This window comes from Epilithonimonas sp., from assembly GCF_056329745.1.
In genome coordinates this window covers 122,826-138,990 of sequence record NZ_JBWEYV010000006.1, presented here as the reverse complement: position 1 = coordinate 138,990, position 16,165 = coordinate 122,826, and the positions used below count along the sequence as shown (strand labels likewise).

The following is a 16,165-nucleotide window of genomic DNA, read 5'->3' as shown; positions in this document are numbered from 1 at the left end:
TTAAATTTAAAAATTATAGATTGCCGGTTTTACCGGCATTTTTATTTGTATTGAAGAATGTTTGACTTGCGATACGTTGTCCTGAACATTGTCTTGTAAATTATAAAGCCTATAATAACCCCGGTAGTATTGAGTATAACATCGTCTATATCAGCTGTACCACGGTCAAAGTAATACTGAGAGAATTCTATGATATTAATCAAAATAAGGAATCCAACCAAAATATTTATAAACCTTTTGAACAAGGGATACAATAGCCCTAAGAAACCATAAGGAATAAATAATATAATATTGCCTAAGATATTTTTTTCAAATTCAACATTGTTGTCATGAGAGTGAAAAAGCTGACTAAAATAATAATCAATGGTCCCAAATGGTATTGTCCTCAGTTCGAAATTTCTGTATTCCATTTGTCGCATATCTGCAAAAAATAACATATAAAGCATCCAAACAGTATAAATATTAATAAAAACAGGGTAATACTTTTTTATCATCAGAACCATTGGAACAAAGTAATTTTTTAACACGTAAAATTATTAAATAAAATGAAAACAAGGACTATAAAAGCTTACGGAACGCAGGCTGCAGAAAAAGATTTAGAATTATTAACAATAGAGAGGAGAGAAATCCAACCGAATGATATAGAAATCGATATCTATTATTGTGGTGTTTGCCACTCGGACCTTCATACTGCCAGAAATGATTGGGGAGGAACTCTCTACCCCGCTGTACCAGGTCACGAAATTGTAGGAAAGGTGAAAAACATTGGAAGTAGCGTGAGTAAGTACAAAGTGGGCGACTTGGTTGCTGTTGGCTGCATGGTGGACTCTTGCAGAAGCTGCCACAGTTGTGAGCAGGATCTGGAGCAGTTTTGCGAAAATGGTTTTACAGGCACTTATAACGGAAAAGATAAATACCTAGACGGAAAAAGAACCTATGGTGGTTATTCCGAATCTGTTATAGTGGATGAGCATTTCGTCCTGAAACTGCCGGAAAACCTGGATATGGCTGCTGCTGCCCCATTGCTATGCGCGGGTATCACAACCTGGTCTCCCCTGAAACACTGGAATATCACAGATAAGTCTAAAGTAGCCGTGGTTGGCTTAGGCGGCCTGGGACATATGGCCATCAAACTGGCAAAAGGTTTGGGAGCAGAAGTATCTTTATTTTCCCGTACTCCCGGAAAAACCAAAGATGCCATTGCACTGGGAGCTGATCATGTCATTATTTCTACGAATGACAGCGAAATGAAAGATGTAGCCAACAAATTTGACCTTATTATAGATACCGTTCCTTATGAGCATGACATCAATCCTTATATGAATACGCTGACTGTTAACGGAACCTTGGTTTTGGTAGGTTTTATCGGTGAGTTTGATAATACGGCAATCAGCACGCGTCCATTAATCTACAAAAGGCGGTCGGTTGCTGGGTCTTTGATTGGCGGGATCAAAGAAACCCAAGAGATGTTGGATTTCTGTGGTGAGAAAAACATTGTTTCTGAGATAGAAGTGATCAATATCCAGTATATTAATGAGGCTTATGAACGGATGTTGAAAAGTGATGTCAAATACAGGTTTGTAATTGATATGAAAAGTTTGAAAAACTAAAATTTTAGTCTTACTGAGTAAAAAAGAGAATACAAGCATATTCTCTTTTTTTTATTATTGATTTTTTAGGATTGGTTTTAGTATTTTGAAACGGCCATCTATCGGTTGATCAATTTTGAGCTTCAGAATATGAGCCACTAAAGGGTAAACATTTACATTCTCAAATTCATTGATTACTAAATCCTCCCTGAATGCCGGTCCCCATGCCAGGAATGTTGCCTTCATCTCGGGAACTTTTCTGGGGTTATAGCCATGTTTGCCAACAGATGTTTTCTTTCCCTTTTCCAAAAATATTTTGGGAGCTTTTGGGATCAGCAGGATTTGGCCAATCCTTTTATAATGGTCATCTCGGGTAGCATAATGCAAATATCGCGGTAACCTGCTGTCCAAAAAAACATCATAATCCTGATTTTTTTGCTGCTTCAGTTCTTTGTAAACTTTTTTGACCTCATCCTGGTTTTTAACATAGACCCGAAGCAGGGTTTGAGAATTATAAAAATCAAATCTGCTTTTATCCAGCAGTAAATCTGGAATTGGCAATGCGTTTCCGCCATCCACTTTAATCATCCCATGATCAGAAACAAATACAAAATTGACATTCTTCAGTCCTAACTGTTTCACTTTTTCCACCAAAATCCCGATGGCATTGTCTATAGAATGCACAGCTTCTTCTGTCTCGTTTGTATCAGGTCCAAAATGGTGACCAGCTGCGTCAGCTTCAGGAAAATATAGGGATATAAAGTGAGGCCGCTTATCCTCTGGCAGCTTTAGCCAATTGATTACCTTATCCACTTTTTCCGTGGGTGAAAATTTTTCATGGTAAGGATAATAGTAGGTAGGCCTTGCACCACCTGCATCACTTGCCGAGCCTACCCATTGCAAAGAAGCACTCAACAGCTGTTGCTTTTCTGCCAACCCCCACAAAGGTGTTCCGCCATACCAACTGCCGTCTTCCGCATTTTGGCGATTGCTCATGGCATAAGGTTTTTGCTTTTGATAGTCATAGAAAAAATTATCAATCAAACCATGATGAGACGGATAAAGCCCTGTAATCAATGTCCAGTGGTTGGGGAAAGTGATACTCGGGTAACTAGGTAACATTGCTTTTGCTCTCACACCTTCGTGAGAATATTTCAGCAGGTTTTCAGCATTATATTTAGAGGCATAATCATACCGGAATCCATCTGCAGAAATCATAATAACATAAGGCTTCCCGATGGCTTGAGGACTATTGAATCTGTTGGGTACTACAATCTGAGCTGTATCTATAACTGATTGCGCCAACGAAAATGATGACAGTATAATCATCATGGCAATGCAAATTCTTTTCATTCTAAAACATTTTAGCAAAGTTAGGTCTGAAAAATGAGTATAAAATAGTATTGTAATTAAATAATTATTAATCTATAATAGATCGATTAAAAAAAAACCTCCACTTAGAGTGAAGGTTTTCTTTGATATTCTTTTCAGATCATCTTAAGCTTGTACGTTGTTACCGCCCAAAACGAAAGGTTCAACTTCTTTGATTTCACCAAATTGTTGCTCATAATTAGTAACATTTTGTTGAAGTGCAGCCAAAACTCTTTTTGCATGAAGTGGAGCTAAGATAACTCTGCTTCTTACATTAGCTTGTTGTACACCAGGCATCAATTGGATAAAATCCACTACAAATTCTGATGGAGAATGGTTAACTAGTGCTAGGTTACAATATACACCCGCAGCAACCATCTCGTTAAGGTTTATATTAATGTTGTTTGGATCTTGATTTTGATTATTGTCCATTTTTAAAATTATTTTGTTTAAAATTTGAAATTTGAGATTGTGAAAATATAAAAAATAATGTCAAACCTCAAATTTCAAATCAATTTATTAGTTAATATCTTCGAATTCTTTTCTGGAACCTACAATGATATTCTGATAATCCTTAAGACCTGTACCTGCAGGGATTCTGTGCCCTACAATTACATTTTCTTTAAGACCGTTCAAGAAGTCGATTTTTCCGGAAACCGCTGCTTCGTTAAGAACCTTAGTTGTCTCCTGGAAAGACGCCGCAGACATAAATGACTTAGTCTGTAATGCTGCTCTGGTAATACCCTGTAGTACAGATGTAGCCGTCGCTGGCAAGGCTTCTCTTACCTCAACAAGTGCCAGGTCTTCTCTCTTAAGCTTAGAATTCTCGTCTCTCAACTCTCTTGCAGTGATCATCTGCCCAGCTTTAAACTCTTTTGAATCTCCCGGTTCGGTAACAACTTTAAGTCCGAAAACCCTGTTGTTCTCCTCGAGGAAGTCAAATTTGTGTTCCAAAGCGCCTTCCAAGAATTGAGTATCTCCACCATCTACAATCGAAACTTTTGTCATCATCTGACGAACAATAATCTCGAAGTGCTTATCATCAATTTTTACACCTTGTAAACGGTAAACCTCCTGGATCTCGTTAACCAAATATTCCTGAACAGCTGTTGGGCCTTTGATCCTAAGAATATCATCCGGTGTGATAGATCCGTCAGAAAGTGGATCACCAGCGTAAACGAAATCATTTTCCTGTACCAAAATCTGGTTGGATAATTTCACAAGATATTTCTTGATCTCCCCTGTTTTAGCTTCTACGATCAACTCACGGTTACCTCTCTTGATTTTTCCGTAAGAAACTACACCGTCAATCTCCGTAACTACCGCTGGGTTAGAAGGATTTCTCGCTTCGAACAATTCGGTAACCCTTGGAAGACCACCGGTGATATCCCCTGCTTTTGCAGATTTTCTTGGGATCTTGATCAAGACTTTACCCGCCTTGATTTTTTCACCGTCGTTTACCATTAAGTGGGCACCTACTGGCAAGTTATAGCCTTTTTGTTCTACTCCTTTGGTATCTACTACTTTTAGGGTAGGAACGGCTTTTTTATTTCTAGATTCGGAGATTACTTTCTCTTCAAAACCTGTCTGTTCATCGATTTCCAATTGGAAAGAAACCCCTTGGATAATATCTTCGTACTCTACCTTACCAGAAGTTTCTGCAATGATAACCGCGTTATACGGATCCCACTTGGCAATCAGGTCACCTTTTTTAACCTTATCACCTGGTTTTACAGATAATTCGGAACCGTAAGGTACGTTGGCTACCATGATAGGCGTTCTGGCATCGTTATCTGCTACCAAACGGAATTCTGTAGAACGGGAAACCACGATGTCCGCAGTTTTACCGTCTTCTCCTTCGGATTTAATAGTTCTAACCTCATCCATCTCAACAATACCATCACGTTTTGCAACGATACTTGGGTTTTCTGAAATGTTACCTGCAGTACCCCCTTGGTGGAAGGTTCTCAATGTTAACTGAGTACCAGGCTCACCAATAGATTGTGCAGCGATTACACCTACAGCTTCTCCCATGTGGATGCCTTTTCCGGTGGCAAGGTTACGACCGTAACATTTTGCACAAATCCCTTTTTTGGCTTCACAAGTTAATGGCGAACGAACTTCTACAACCTCAATTCCGGCTTCTTCTATTTTTCTTGCTACCGCTTCTACAATCAGTTCATCGGCATTGGCAATCAATTCATCAGTTTCCGGATGGTAAATATCGTGAAGAGAAACTCTACCAAGAATCCTGTCTGAGATTCTTTCTACGATATCATCATTTTTCTTAAGAGCGGTAATCTCTGTACCTCTCAATGTTCCACAGTCCTGTTCTGTAATGATTACATCCTGTGCAACGTCTACCAATCTTCTGGTCAAATAACCGGCATCGGCAGTTTTAAGAGCGGTATCCGCAAGACCTTTACGGGCACCGTGGGTAGAGATAAAGTACTCCAAGATAGACAAACCTTCTTTAAAGTTCGCTACAATTGGGTTCTCGATAATCTCTGCACCTACAGAACCTGCTTTTTGTGGTTTTGCCATCAAACCTCTCATCCCTGATAACTGACGGATCTGTTCCTTAGAACCCCTCGCACCAGAATCAAGCATCATAAATACAGAGTTGAATCCGCCCTGGTCAGACTTCATCCTGCTCATAATCATTTCGGTAAGGCTGGCGTTGGTATTGGTCCAAACGTCAATTACCTGATTATAACGTTCTGTATCGGTAATAAGACCCATGTTATAGTTAGCCTTGATCTCATCTACAGATTCTACTGCTGTGGCAATCATGGCTTTTTTCTCTACTGGAATCACGATGTCACCCAAGCTGAATGAAAGACCTCCCTTGAATGCGTTGGAGTATCCAAGATTCTTCATATCATCCAGGAACTTAACCGTAGTTGGGAAATCTGTATCTGCAAGGATTCTACCGATGACATTTCTAAGAGATTTCTTAGTCAATAATTCATCGATATAACCTGATTCTTTTGGTACAATCTGATTAAACAAGATTCTACCAACCGTTGTAGGGAACAATTTGGTTGTAATAACACCATCTTCTTTAATAGGAAGGCGGCATCTAACTTTTGCGTTAAGGGAAACCTGCCCTTCTGCATAAGCGATCTCTACTTCTTCCGGAGAGTAAAATGCAAGACCTTCGCCTTTCACTTTATGATCTTCTGTAGATTGGGCTTCTTTGGTCATGAAATAAAGACCCAAAACCATGTCCTGAGAAGGTACCGTAATTGGCGAACCATTCGCAGGGTTAAGGATGTTCTGAGAACCCAACATCAATAACTGTGCTTCCAAGATTGCTTCTGGCCCTAGTGGCAAGTGAACCGCCATCTGGTCACCATCGAAATCCGCGTTGAAAGCCGTTGTTACCAATGGGTGAAGCTGGATTGCTTTACCTTCGATCATTTTCGGCTGGAATGCCTGGATACCCAAACGGTGAAGTGTAGGTGCCCTGTTCAAAAGAACCGGGTGCCCTTTCATCACATTTTCCAGGATATCATAAACTACAGGTTCTTTTCTATCGATGATTCTCTTAGCTGATTTCACTGTTTTTACAATTCCTCTCTCAATCAGTTTTCTGATGATAAACGGTTTGTAAAGCTCTGCAGCCATATCTTTTGGAAGACCACACTCGTGCAATTGTAAGCTAGGCCCTACAACAATAACCGAACGAGCAGAGTAGTCTACCCTTTTTCCTAATAAGTTCTGACGGAAACGACCTTGCTTACCTTTTAATGAATCTGAAAGGGATTTCAATGGTCTGTTTGATTCAGATTTTACAGCAGAAGATTTTCTTGTATTATCGAATAATGAATCTACAGATTCCTGAAGCATACGCTTCTCGTTTCTCAAGATTACTTCCGGAGCTTTGATCTCCAATAGTCTCTTAAGACGGTTGTTTCTGATAATTACCCTTCTGTAAAGGTCATTTAAATCGGAAGTTGCGAAACGTCCACCATCCAAAGGAACCAATGGTCTCAATTCCGGCGGAATGATAGGAAGAACCCTCATAATCATCCATTCCGGCTTATTGATCATTCTTGTATTAGCACCTCTCAATGCTTCTACAACGTTCAATCTTTTAAGCGCTTCGGTTCTTCTTTGTTTAGAAGATTCGTTGTGTGCCTTGTGTCTTAAATCGAAAGAAAGAGAATCAAGGTCGATTCTTTTCAACAATTCTTCAACCGCTTCTGCACCCATTTTTGCAATGAATTTGTTCGGGTCTGAGTCATCAAGGTATTGATTCTCTACAGGAAGTGTTTCCAGGATATCCAGGTATTCTTCTTCTGTCAAGAATTCTTTATCTTCGAAATCAGAACCATCTGCTTTCTTAGCAATACCTTGCTGGATCACAACATATCTCTCGTAATAGATAATCATATCCAATTTCTTGGACGGAATACCTAGTAGATAACCAATTTTGTTTGGCAAAGAACGGAAATACCAGATGTGCGCTACAGGAACAACCAGGCCAATGTGCCCAATTCTCTCTCTACGTACTTTTTTCTCTGTAACTTCTACCCCACATCTATCACAAACAATCCCTTTGTAACGGATTCTTTTGTATTTTCCACAAGCACATTCGTAGTCTTTTACAGGACCAAAGATCTTTTCGCAGAACAAACCGTCTCTTTCTGGTTTGTGCGTACGATAATTGATCGTTTCTGGTTTAAGGACTTCCCCTCTCGATTCCTGAAGAATAGATTCTGGTGAAGCTAAACCAATAGTGATTTTGTTAAATCGACTTGTTTTATTTTTATTTGACATATTATTCAAATGAAATTTTTATTATTTAAAGTAATTTTTACTGTATTAGAAGTCCTTCGACAAGCTCAGGATGACAACTCTAATACTATTTTTTTAATTTTTCCGGCCATGTCAGGCTGAGCCTGTCGAAGCCTTAAAAATTAAATTACTCTTCCAATCTTACATCAAGTCCAAGACCTTGTAACTCGTGAAGTAATACGTTGAAAGATTCCGGAATACCAGGTTCTGGCATTGCTTCGCCTTTCGCGATTGCTTCATAAGTTTTTGCTCTACCAATCACGTCATCAGACTTCACAGTCAGGATCTCTCTCAAGATATTGGATGCTCCAAATGCTTCTAGAGCCCAAACCTCCATCTCTCCGAAACGCTGACCACCAAATTGTGCTTTACCACCAAGAGGCTGTTGCGTAATCAATGAGTATGGTCCGATAGAACGTGCGTGCATCTTATCATCTACCATGTGTCCCAGTTTCAACATATAGATTACACCCACCGTAGCCGGCTGTGTAAATCTCTCACCGGTACCACCGTCATAAAGGTATGTATTACCAAATTTTGGAAGACTTGCCTGCTCGGTATACTCGGTAATTTGTTCAAGACTTGCACCATCAAAGATTGGTGTTGCGAATTTAAGTCCCAAATTTTTACCTGCCCATCCAAGAACAGTTTCGTAAATCTGACCAATGTTCATACGGGAAGGTACCCCAAGTGGGTTCAATACGATATCCACAGGTGTTCCGTCTTCTAGGAACGGCATATCTTCTTCACGTACGATTCTGGAAACGATACCTTTGTTACCGTGACGACCCGCCATTTTATCCCCAACATTCAGTTTACGTTTTTTAGCAATGTAAACTTTAGCCAGTTTAATGATACCAGCAGGCAATTCGTCCCCGATGGACAAAGCAAACTTCTCACGGTTTTTAACACCGGAAAGATCGTTGTACTTGATTTTATAATTGTGGATTAATTGCTTAATCAAATCATTTTTATCGGCATCAACTGTCCAATCTGCACCGCTGATGTTGTTGTAATCCTCTACAGACTGAAGAAGTCTCAGCGTAAACTTGGTACCTTTACTGATAACTTCCTCTTCAAGGTCGTTTTTAACGCCCTGAGAAGTTTTACCGGAAACCAAAGTATTCAGTTTCTCAATCAAAGTGTTTCTTAACTCGTCAAACTTAGCTTTGTAAGTATTTTCGATTTCTTCCAACTTGATTTTTTCTTCGCTTCTTTTCTTTTTGTCCTTGATGTTTCTGGAGAACAATTTTTTGTTGATAACAACCCCTCTAAGAGAAGAATCCGCTTTCAACGAAGCATCTTTTACATCACCGGCTTTGTCACCAAAGATCGCTCTAAGGAGTTTTTCTTCCGGCGTTGGGTCAGATTCACCTTTTGGCGTAATTTTCCCGATCAGAATATCGCCAGGCTTAACCTCTGCCCCGATACGGATCATACCGTTTTCATCAAGGTCTTTGGTAGCTTCTTCGGATACGTTAGGAATATCCGCTGTCAGCTCTTCCATACCCAATTTGGTATCACGAACTTCCAAAGAATATTCATCTACGTGGATAGAAGTAAACCAGTCATTACGAACCACTTTTTCGTTGATTACGATCGCATCCTCAAAGTTATACCCTTTCCAAGGCATGAAGGCTACCACAAGGTTTCTACCCAATGCCAGTTCTCCGTTTTCGGTTGCATAACCGTCGCAAAGAACCTGTCCCTTTTCGATCTTATCACCTACTCTTACGTTAGGTCTCAAAGTGATGGTTGTACTTTGGTTGGTTTTTCTGAACTTCGTCAGTTTATAAGTTTTAGTCGCAGAATCGAAGTTAACTAAATCATCTTCTTCGCTTCTTTCGTACTTGATAACAATTTTCTCCGCATCTACATATTCTACAACACCGTTGCCTTCTGCATTGATCAATACTCTGGAGTCTCTTGCAACTTGTTTTTCCAGACCTGTACCTACAATTGGAGCCTGTGGCTTCAACAATGGAACGGCCTGACGCATCATGTTGGATCCCATCAATGCACGGTTCGCATCATCATGCTCCAAGAAAGGAATCAATGAAGCGGAAATACCGGAAATCTGGTTTGGTGCTACGTCAATCAAATCTACCTGCTGAGGCTCAACTACCGGATAGTCACCATCCAAACGGGCAATAATCCTGTCTGTCTCGAAGTTACCATCATCACTCAAAGCAACGTTGGCCTGAGCAATTACTTTATCCTCTTCATCCTCTGCATTAAGGTAAATTGGCGCAGCTTTAAGAGCTACTTTACCATCTTCTACCTTTCTGTATGGCGTCTCGATGAAACCAAGGTTGTTGATTTTTGCATACATACCCAAAGAAGATATCAAACCAATGTTTGGTCCTTCCGGAGTTTCAATAGGACAGATACGTCCGTAGTGTGTATGGTGAACGTCACGCACCTCGAAACCTGCTCTCTCCCTTGATAAACCACCAGGTCCTAGTGCAGATAATCTACGCTTGTGCGTAATCTCTGACAATGGGTTGGTCTGGTCCATAAACTGGGAAAGCTGGTTGGTACCGAAGAACGAGTTGATAACAGAGGTCAATGTTTTGGCATTTACCAAGTCAACCGGTGTAAAGATCTCGTTATCACGTACATTCATCCTTTCTTTGATTGTTCTTGCAATCCTGGAAAGACCTACACCAAACTGGCCAGCCAACTGCTCGCCTACAGTTTTGATCCTTCTGTTGGAAAGGTGGTCAATATCATCCACTTCCGCCTTGGAGTTAACCAATTCGATAAGGTGTTTTACAATGGCGATGATATCTTCTTTTGTAAGAACCTCTGTTGTGGTAGGGATATTAAGGCCTAACTTTTTATTAAGTCTGTAACGTCCTACTTCTCCCAATGAATATCTCTGCTCGGAGAAGAATAGTTTTTCAATAATTCCTCTTGCAGTTTCCTCATCCGGAGCGTCAGCATTTCTTAACTGACGGTAAATATATTCTACCGCTTCTTTTTCTGAGTTGGTAGGGTCTTTTTGTAATGTATTCTGGATGATAGAGAATTCGTTAGAATTTTCTTTGTGAATCAGGATCGATTTAACGCCAGATTCCAGAATAATATCAAGATGTTCTTTCTCTAGAACTGTTTCTCTGTCTAGGATAATTTCGTTTCTTTCGATAGAAACCACCTCACCTGTATCTTCGTCCACAAAATCCTCGAACCAAGTGTTCAAGACTCTTGCAGCTAATGTTCTGCCTTCTACTTTTTTAAGCGCAGCTTTGGAAACTTTCACTTCCTCCGCCAAGTCAAAGATCTGAAGGATTTCTTTATCAGATTCATAACCAATTGCTCTAAGCAATGTTGTTAAAGGTAATTTTTTCTTACGGTCAATATACGCATACATCACGTTATTGATATCCGTGGTAAACTCCATCCAAGACCCTTTGAAAGGGATAATTCTTGAGTAATAAAGTTTTGTCCCGTTGGCATGGTAAGTCTGTCCGAAGAACACACCAGGTGAACGGTGCAACTGCGTAACGATAACCCTTTCAGCACCATTGATGATGAAAGAACCAGACGGCGTCATGTAAGGAACAGGACCTAAATAAACATCTTGTACAACAGTCTGAAAATCTTCATGTTCAGGGTCTGTACAATACAATTTAAGTCTTGCTTTTAGAGGAACCGAATAGGTTAAACCTCTTTCCACACACTCATCAATAGAGTAACGTGGAGAATCTACCAGATAATCCAAAAACTCCAATACGAATTGGTTTCTGGAATCTGTAATTGGGAAATTTTCCTGGAACGTCTTGTAAAGTGACTCATTCAAACGCTGCTCAGGAAGCGTGTCCAGCTGGAAAAACTCCTTGAAGGACTGGATTTGGATGTCCAAAAAGTCAGGTGTATCGATTCTACCTTTCGCAGAAGAAAAGTTGATTCTTTCATTACCCTGAAGTTTAGGAGCGGCCTGTGTTTTACTCATAAAATTATAAGAAAAATGGGTTAAAAAATATTTTGATTTAAAAAATATCAGAAAAAGAAGGTAGAAACTATAGGAAATAGGAAAAGACTTTGATGTTTGGCGCTATCAGAAGTAGTCTTGATCCTTTATCCTTTTATTCCTGGTTCTAATTTCTAACTGCAACGCCGGTATATCTTTTCACGGCGTAATGCAAAATACTTTTTGGTTAATTTTGACGAAAATGAGAATCAATACCCACAAAACACGAAATCCCTTCCAAAACTGAAAGAGTTGATATTCAATATTTTACTGATGTATTAATAATTATTAGCGCCAAAAGAACTGCAAATTTAATCTTTTTTATCGAAATTCGCAAGTAATTATTATAGCTAATTAAAAAAGTCCCGCCATTTCGTGACAGAACTTTTCATCATTAAAATTGATTTCAGATCTTTGCCATAGCTGCATATTTGGCAATCTCCTCATCCTGGTCGGCAGTTCCACCGCTTACACCTACCGCACAAACTACTTCACCATCAAAAATGACGGGAACGCCACCCGCGAACACGATTACAGTGTTATCCAATGTATTGTTAAGGCCGTACAATTCGCCTTTTGGCTCTGCGTCGCCTTTTAGGTCAATAGTTTCTTTTTTGAAATAGGCGCTTGTTTTAGCCTTGTTAATAGAGTGCTTTATACTTGGCAACTGCGCATCATCCATTCTTATATGAGCCAATAAAAAACCATTGGCATCGACCACAGCAATATTGCTAGGCGATTGTAAAATGGTAGCTTTCTCACGCGCAGCTTGGATAATAATTTCGGCCTCTGCAAGGCTCAATGTTTTTATCTGTTTCATAATTGCATTTATTTTCCGTTGGGTGTTTCTGGCGCGATATCGTAAGCTTTCTGAACCAATGGATCTCTTTCTGCCTTGTTATTTTGTTGCCTTGCCCAGACTTCGGCCATTTGCTTTTTGGTTTCTTCCACAATCTCATCCGGCACAACATTCCTGTAAGTTGTAATTTCCCCTGTCAGCACCTTTTCTGTTTTTTCGTAAACGTGTTCCGGTTTATATTGCTCATGAGGAAATGCAATTTTACTATAATCAAAAACACTTTCCTCTTTTTCAAAATTTAACCATCTAGAAGGCGCTTCAAACATCCTGTCATTGAAGCCCGTGTATATCGGTCCCCGGATTAATTGTAGCGACTTGGATCCCAAATTCTTTAAGTTCCTTATTCATAGCCTCGGCAAAAGCTTCTATCGCATGTTTGGAAGCAGAGTATGCGCCAGCAAAAGGATCGGTCGTGATACCCGCCACAGAACTCATAAAAACAATTTTACCGCTTTTTTTCTTAATCATATTTTTGGCTATAATCTGCGTCAGAAGAACGGTCCCAAAAACATTAACCTCAAACTGCTTCCTGATGATTTCTTCCGGCAAATCTACAACTGCCCCGCCTTCACTAATGCCTGCATTATTTAGAAGAATGTCCACATCCCAATCGCTGGCTCTTTCTCTATCGTTGAAATCTGTAATATCCAATTTCTCAAACTGAATATCAAGCTTTAATTTCTTAGCTTCTTCCTTAAGCTCAAAGATCTGTGACGCTGTTTCCACCGCTGCAATTACTTTGTAGCCATTTTTTGCCATACGGAATGATGCATCTTTTCCAAATCCACTTCCTGCGCCGGTTATCAAAACCGTTTTTTTGTTTTTCATAATATTTTATTTTGATGTAGAATTCTAAATCATTTCAAGACTCACTTTATGCTTGGGCTTTGGGAAAACTTTGTCCAGCTGTTGGTTATCTTCCTCTGTGAGTTTGACCGAGAGGCTTTTAAAATTATCATTAACATGACCAACTGATGAAGCCTTGGGAATGGGTAAGACATTTTTGTTTTGTAAAATCCAGCCCAAAGCAATTTGTGAAGCACTCGCATTATGTTTGCGGGCAATGTCCAATAAAATCTCGTTGGATAATAACCTGTTTTGTTCTATTGGCGAATAAGCCATTACCGGCATATTATGATTGCTGCACCATGGCAGAAGGTCAAACTCAGGGCCACGACGGGAAAGATTATACAGAACCTGATTGGTTGCGCAGCTCTGTCCTTGCGAGCATCCCGTTAAAGTTTTCATGAGGTCTGTATCAAAATTACTGACGCCCCAGTTTTTTATTTTCCCAGATTTTTTAAGCGCTTCGAAGGCGTCAACCGATTCCTGAAGAGGAAATCGCCCCTCCCAATGTAAAAGGTAAAGATCAAGATAATCCGTTTGTAACCTTTTCAGGCTCTGCTCGCAGGCTTTGATAGTGCCATCATAAGAAGCATTGGATGGCAACACCTTGGAAACCAAAAAGACATTCTTCCGAATGCCCTGAATAGCCTCTCCTACCAAAACTTCTGAACGGCCGCTGCCATACATTTCGGCCGTGTCTATGAGTTGCATCCCAAGGTCAATGCCCGTTCTTAATGTTGTGATTTCTTCCTTTCTCGTTGCAGGGCTGTCTCCCATATTCCAAGTTCCTTGCCCGAGCTGGCAGATAGTCTGGTTACCAATAGTTATTGTTTTCATTTCACAAAAATCTTTGCGATGTAACTTTCAATAATAATTCCAATGGCAACTCATCAAAAAAAAATTGTCCAACTTTATAAAATATTAACATTACAATGCGTCACAGAATAAAAACAAAAAACCCCGGGCAAAATACCCGGGGTTTTTTATATGGTAAGAACTAAATTACTTCAATTCTACTTCAGCACCAGCTTCTTCAAGTTGTTTTTTAAGCGCTTCAGCTTCGTCTTTTGGAATACCTTGTTTGATTGGAGCAGGAGCACCATCTACGATATCTTTAGCTTCTTTAAGACCAGCACCAGTTAAATCTTTTACCAATTTAACAACTGCTAATTTAGAAGCACCAGCTGATTTAAGAATTACATCGAATTCTGTTTTTTCTTCAGCAGCATCACCTGCACCACCTGCAGCAACTACTACAGCAGCAGCAGCTGGCTCAATTCCATACTCATCCTTAAGGATAGTAGCTAGTTCGTTTACGTCTTTTACTGTTAGGTTTACTAGCGTTTCAGCTAAATTTTTTAAATCTGACATTGTTGTAATGTTTTTGTTGATTATTTGAATTATTTTTTGAGTGTCTAATTATTCTGCAGCTGGAGCTTCTCCTTCTGCAGCAGCTTCCGGAGCTTCGGTAGCTGGAGTTTCTTCCGCAGCAGGTGCAGCTTCTTCAGCTTTAGCTTCTACTGTTTCAGGTTTGTTTTGCAAAGCAGAAAGTACGTTTCTGATTGGAGACTGAAGCAATCCGATGATTTCACCGATCATTTCTTCTCTAGACTTGATGTTAGCCAAAGTCTCAAGGTTGTTATCGCCAATGTAGAAAGTTTCCTGAACAAAAGCAGACTTAAGAGCCGGCTTCTCTTCTTTCTTTCTGAAGTCTTTGATTAATTTTGCAGGAGCGTTAGCCGTTTCTGAAATAAGAACCGCAGAGTTACCTTTGAAAGTATCGAACATCTCAGAGAAGTCTACACCGTCAATTTGCTCCATTGCTTTTTGCAAAAGTGTGTTTTTCACCACTTTTACTTTGATATTGTTTTTGAAAGCCTGTCTTCTGAAGTCAGAAGATTTTCCGGCGTTCAAACCTTCTAGATCTGCTACGTAAACTACTTTTGCACCCTCAAGCAAATCTTTGATCTCTTGTATTGCTACAACTTTTTGGTCTTTTGTCATTGTCTTAGGATATATAATTAGTTAACAGATTTAGTATCAATTGCAATTCCAGGGCTCATTGTAGAAGACATAAAGATGCTTTTTACATAAACTCCTTTTGCAGCAGTTGGTTTCAACTTAACCAATGTCTGGATCAATTCCTGAGCATTTTCTTTAAGTTTAGCAGCATCAAAAGATACTTTACCAATACCTGCATGTACAATACCGTATTTATCTACTTTGAAATCGATTTTACCTGATTTTACCTCAGCTACTGCTTTACCAATTTCCATTGTTACAGTACCTGATTTTGGGTTTGGCATAAGACCTCTTGGTCCTAAGATTCTACCCAATGGTCCTAGTTTACCCATAACAGCTGGCATTGTAACGATAACGTCTACATCTGTCCATCCGCTTTTGATTTTATCTAGGTATTCATCAAGACCTACATAATCAGCACCAGCTTCTTTAGCTTCTGCCTCTTTATCAGGTGTTACCAAAGCCAAAACTTTCACATCTTTACCTGTACCGTGAGGAAGAGATACAACACCTCTTACCATTTGGTTTGCTTTTCTTGGATCTACACCCAATCTTACAGCGATATCTACAGATGCATCAAATTTTGCAGTATTTACTTCTTTTACCAAAGCAGAAGCTTCGTCAAGATTGTAAATTTTATTTTTCTCCACTTTACTTAAAGCCTCTTTTTGCTTTTTTGTCAATTTTGCCATTTCTTTAAGT

The 16,165-nt window shown here is 39.6% G+C and carries 13 protein-coding genes; 1 reads left to right on the top strand and 12 read right to left on the bottom strand.

The features are described 5' to 3' along the window. Window positions 1–41: 41 nt before the first annotated feature. Window positions 42–494, bottom strand: a complete 453-nt coding sequence (locus AC00Y6_RS06500; RefSeq protein ID WP_474489799.1) for a VanZ family protein — start codon at window positions 492–494, stop codon at window positions 42–44. A 51-nt stretch (window positions 495–545) separates the two neighbouring features. Between AC00Y6_RS06500 and AC00Y6_RS06495 the strand changes: the two genes are divergently transcribed. After that, window positions 546–1,610: an NAD(P)-dependent alcohol dehydrogenase gene (locus AC00Y6_RS06495; RefSeq protein WP_474489798.1), complete on the top strand. Its 1,065-nt coding sequence runs from the start codon at window positions 546–548 to the stop codon at window positions 1,608–1,610. A 54-nt stretch (window positions 1,611–1,664) separates the two neighbouring features. On the opposite strand, the gene AC00Y6_RS06490 is transcribed toward AC00Y6_RS06495, so the two are convergent. From AC00Y6_RS06490 to rplA, 11 genes are all read right to left on the bottom strand, one after another. Continuing rightward, on the bottom strand, window positions 1,665–2,942 hold the full coding sequence (locus tag AC00Y6_RS06490) for an alkaline phosphatase family protein (protein ID WP_474489797.1): 1,278 nt from the start codon (window positions 2,940–2,942) through the stop codon (window positions 1,665–1,667). A gap of 144 nt (window positions 2,943–3,086) precedes the next feature. Then, entirely contained in the window at window positions 3,087–3,392 is a 306-nt protein-coding gene (locus AC00Y6_RS06485) for a DUF3467 domain-containing protein (RefSeq protein WP_474489796.1), read from the bottom strand. 87 nt (window positions 3,393–3,479) lie between these two features. Further along, window positions 3,480–7,745 (bottom strand): DNA-directed RNA polymerase subunit beta', encoded by a 4,266-nt coding sequence (rpoC, locus tag AC00Y6_RS06480; protein ID WP_474489795.1) that lies wholly within the window; start codon window positions 7,743–7,745, stop codon window positions 3,480–3,482. Window positions 7,746–7,890: 145 nt separating this feature from the next. Further along, window positions 7,891–11,718 (bottom strand): DNA-directed RNA polymerase subunit beta, encoded by a 3,828-nt coding sequence (gene rpoB, locus AC00Y6_RS06475; protein WP_474489794.1) that lies wholly within the window; start codon window positions 11,716–11,718, stop codon window positions 7,891–7,893. Window positions 11,719–12,142: 424 nt separating this feature from the next. Beyond that, the gene (locus AC00Y6_RS06470) at window positions 12,143–12,556 is read right to left on the bottom strand and encodes a GlcG/HbpS family heme-binding protein (protein WP_474489793.1); all 414 of its coding nucleotides are present in this window, start codon (window positions 12,554–12,556) and stop codon (window positions 12,143–12,145) included. 8 nt (window positions 12,557–12,564) lie between these two features. Next, window positions 12,565–12,861, bottom strand: coding sequence for a hypothetical protein (locus AC00Y6_RS06465; protein WP_474489792.1), 297 nt, complete (start codon window positions 12,859–12,861; stop codon window positions 12,565–12,567). A gap of 4 nt (window positions 12,862–12,865) precedes the next feature. Further along, on the bottom strand, window positions 12,866–13,423 hold the full coding sequence (locus tag AC00Y6_RS06460) for an SDR family oxidoreductase (protein ID WP_474489791.1): 558 nt from the start codon (window positions 13,421–13,423) through the stop codon (window positions 12,866–12,868). Window positions 13,424–13,447: 24 nt separating this feature from the next. After that, the gene (locus AC00Y6_RS06455; protein WP_474489790.1) at window positions 13,448–14,278 is read right to left on the bottom strand and encodes an aldo/keto reductase; all 831 of its coding nucleotides are present in this window, start codon (window positions 14,276–14,278) and stop codon (window positions 13,448–13,450) included. A gap of 165 nt (window positions 14,279–14,443) precedes the next feature. Further along, window positions 14,444–14,812, bottom strand: coding sequence for a 50S ribosomal protein L7/L12 (gene rplL / locus AC00Y6_RS06450; RefSeq protein ID WP_474489789.1), 369 nt, complete (start codon window positions 14,810–14,812; stop codon window positions 14,444–14,446). 48 nt (window positions 14,813–14,860) lie between these two features. After that, window positions 14,861–15,445 (bottom strand): 50S ribosomal protein L10, encoded by a 585-nt coding sequence (gene rplJ, locus AC00Y6_RS06445; protein WP_474489788.1) that lies wholly within the window; start codon window positions 15,443–15,445, stop codon window positions 14,861–14,863. A gap of 17 nt (window positions 15,446–15,462) precedes the next feature. Then, the gene (gene rplA / locus AC00Y6_RS06440; RefSeq protein WP_474489787.1) at window positions 15,463–16,155 is read right to left on the bottom strand and encodes a 50S ribosomal protein L1; all 693 of its coding nucleotides are present in this window, start codon (window positions 16,153–16,155) and stop codon (window positions 15,463–15,465) included. Window positions 16,156–16,165: the final 10 nt, after the last annotated feature.

What these genes read in the sequence shown, in the direction of transcription:
- rplJ (WP_474489788.1), bottom strand. Translation starts at nt 15,445, where the DNA reads ATGACAAAAGACCAAAAAGTTGTAGCAATACAAGAGATCAAAGATTTG.
- AC00Y6_RS06495 (WP_474489798.1), top strand. Translation starts at nt 546, where the DNA reads ATGAAAACAAGGACTATAAAAGCTTACGGAACGCAGGCTGCAGAAAAA.
- AC00Y6_RS06455 (WP_474489790.1), bottom strand. Translation starts at nt 14,278, where the DNA reads ATGAAAACAATAACTATTGGTAACCAGACTATCTGCCAGCTCGGGCAA.
- rplA (WP_474489787.1), bottom strand. Translation starts at nt 16,155, where the DNA reads ATGGCAAAATTGACAAAAAAGCAAAAAGAGGCTTTAAGTAAAGTGGAG.
- rpoB (WP_474489794.1), bottom strand. Translation starts at nt 11,718, where the DNA reads ATGAGTAAAACACAGGCCGCTCCTAAACTTCAGGGTAATGAAAGAATC.
- AC00Y6_RS06465 (WP_474489792.1), bottom strand. Translation starts at nt 12,861, where the DNA reads ATGTTTGAAGCGCCTTCTAGATGGTTAAATTTTGAAAAAGAGGAAAGT.
- AC00Y6_RS06490 (WP_474489797.1), bottom strand. Translation starts at nt 2,942, where the DNA reads ATGAAAAGAATTTGCATTGCCATGATGATTATACTGTCATCATTTTCG.
- AC00Y6_RS06485 (WP_474489796.1), bottom strand. Translation starts at nt 3,392, where the DNA reads ATGGACAATAATCAAAATCAAGATCCAAACAACATTAATATAAACCTT.
- AC00Y6_RS06460 (WP_474489791.1), bottom strand. Translation starts at nt 13,423, where the DNA reads ATGAAAAACAAAAAAACGGTTTTGATAACCGGCGCAGGAAGTGGATTT.
- rpoC (WP_474489795.1), bottom strand. Translation starts at nt 7,745, where the DNA reads ATGTCAAATAAAAATAAAACAAGTCGATTTAACAAAATCACTATTGGT.
- AC00Y6_RS06500 (WP_474489799.1), bottom strand. Translation starts at nt 494, where the DNA reads ATGATAAAAAAGTATTACCCTGTTTTTATTAATATTTATACTGTTTGG.
- rplL (WP_474489789.1), bottom strand. Translation starts at nt 14,812, where the DNA reads ATGTCAGATTTAAAAAATTTAGCTGAAACGCTAGTAAACCTAACAGTA.
- AC00Y6_RS06470 (WP_474489793.1), bottom strand. Translation starts at nt 12,556, where the DNA reads ATGAAACAGATAAAAACATTGAGCCTTGCAGAGGCCGAAATTATTATC.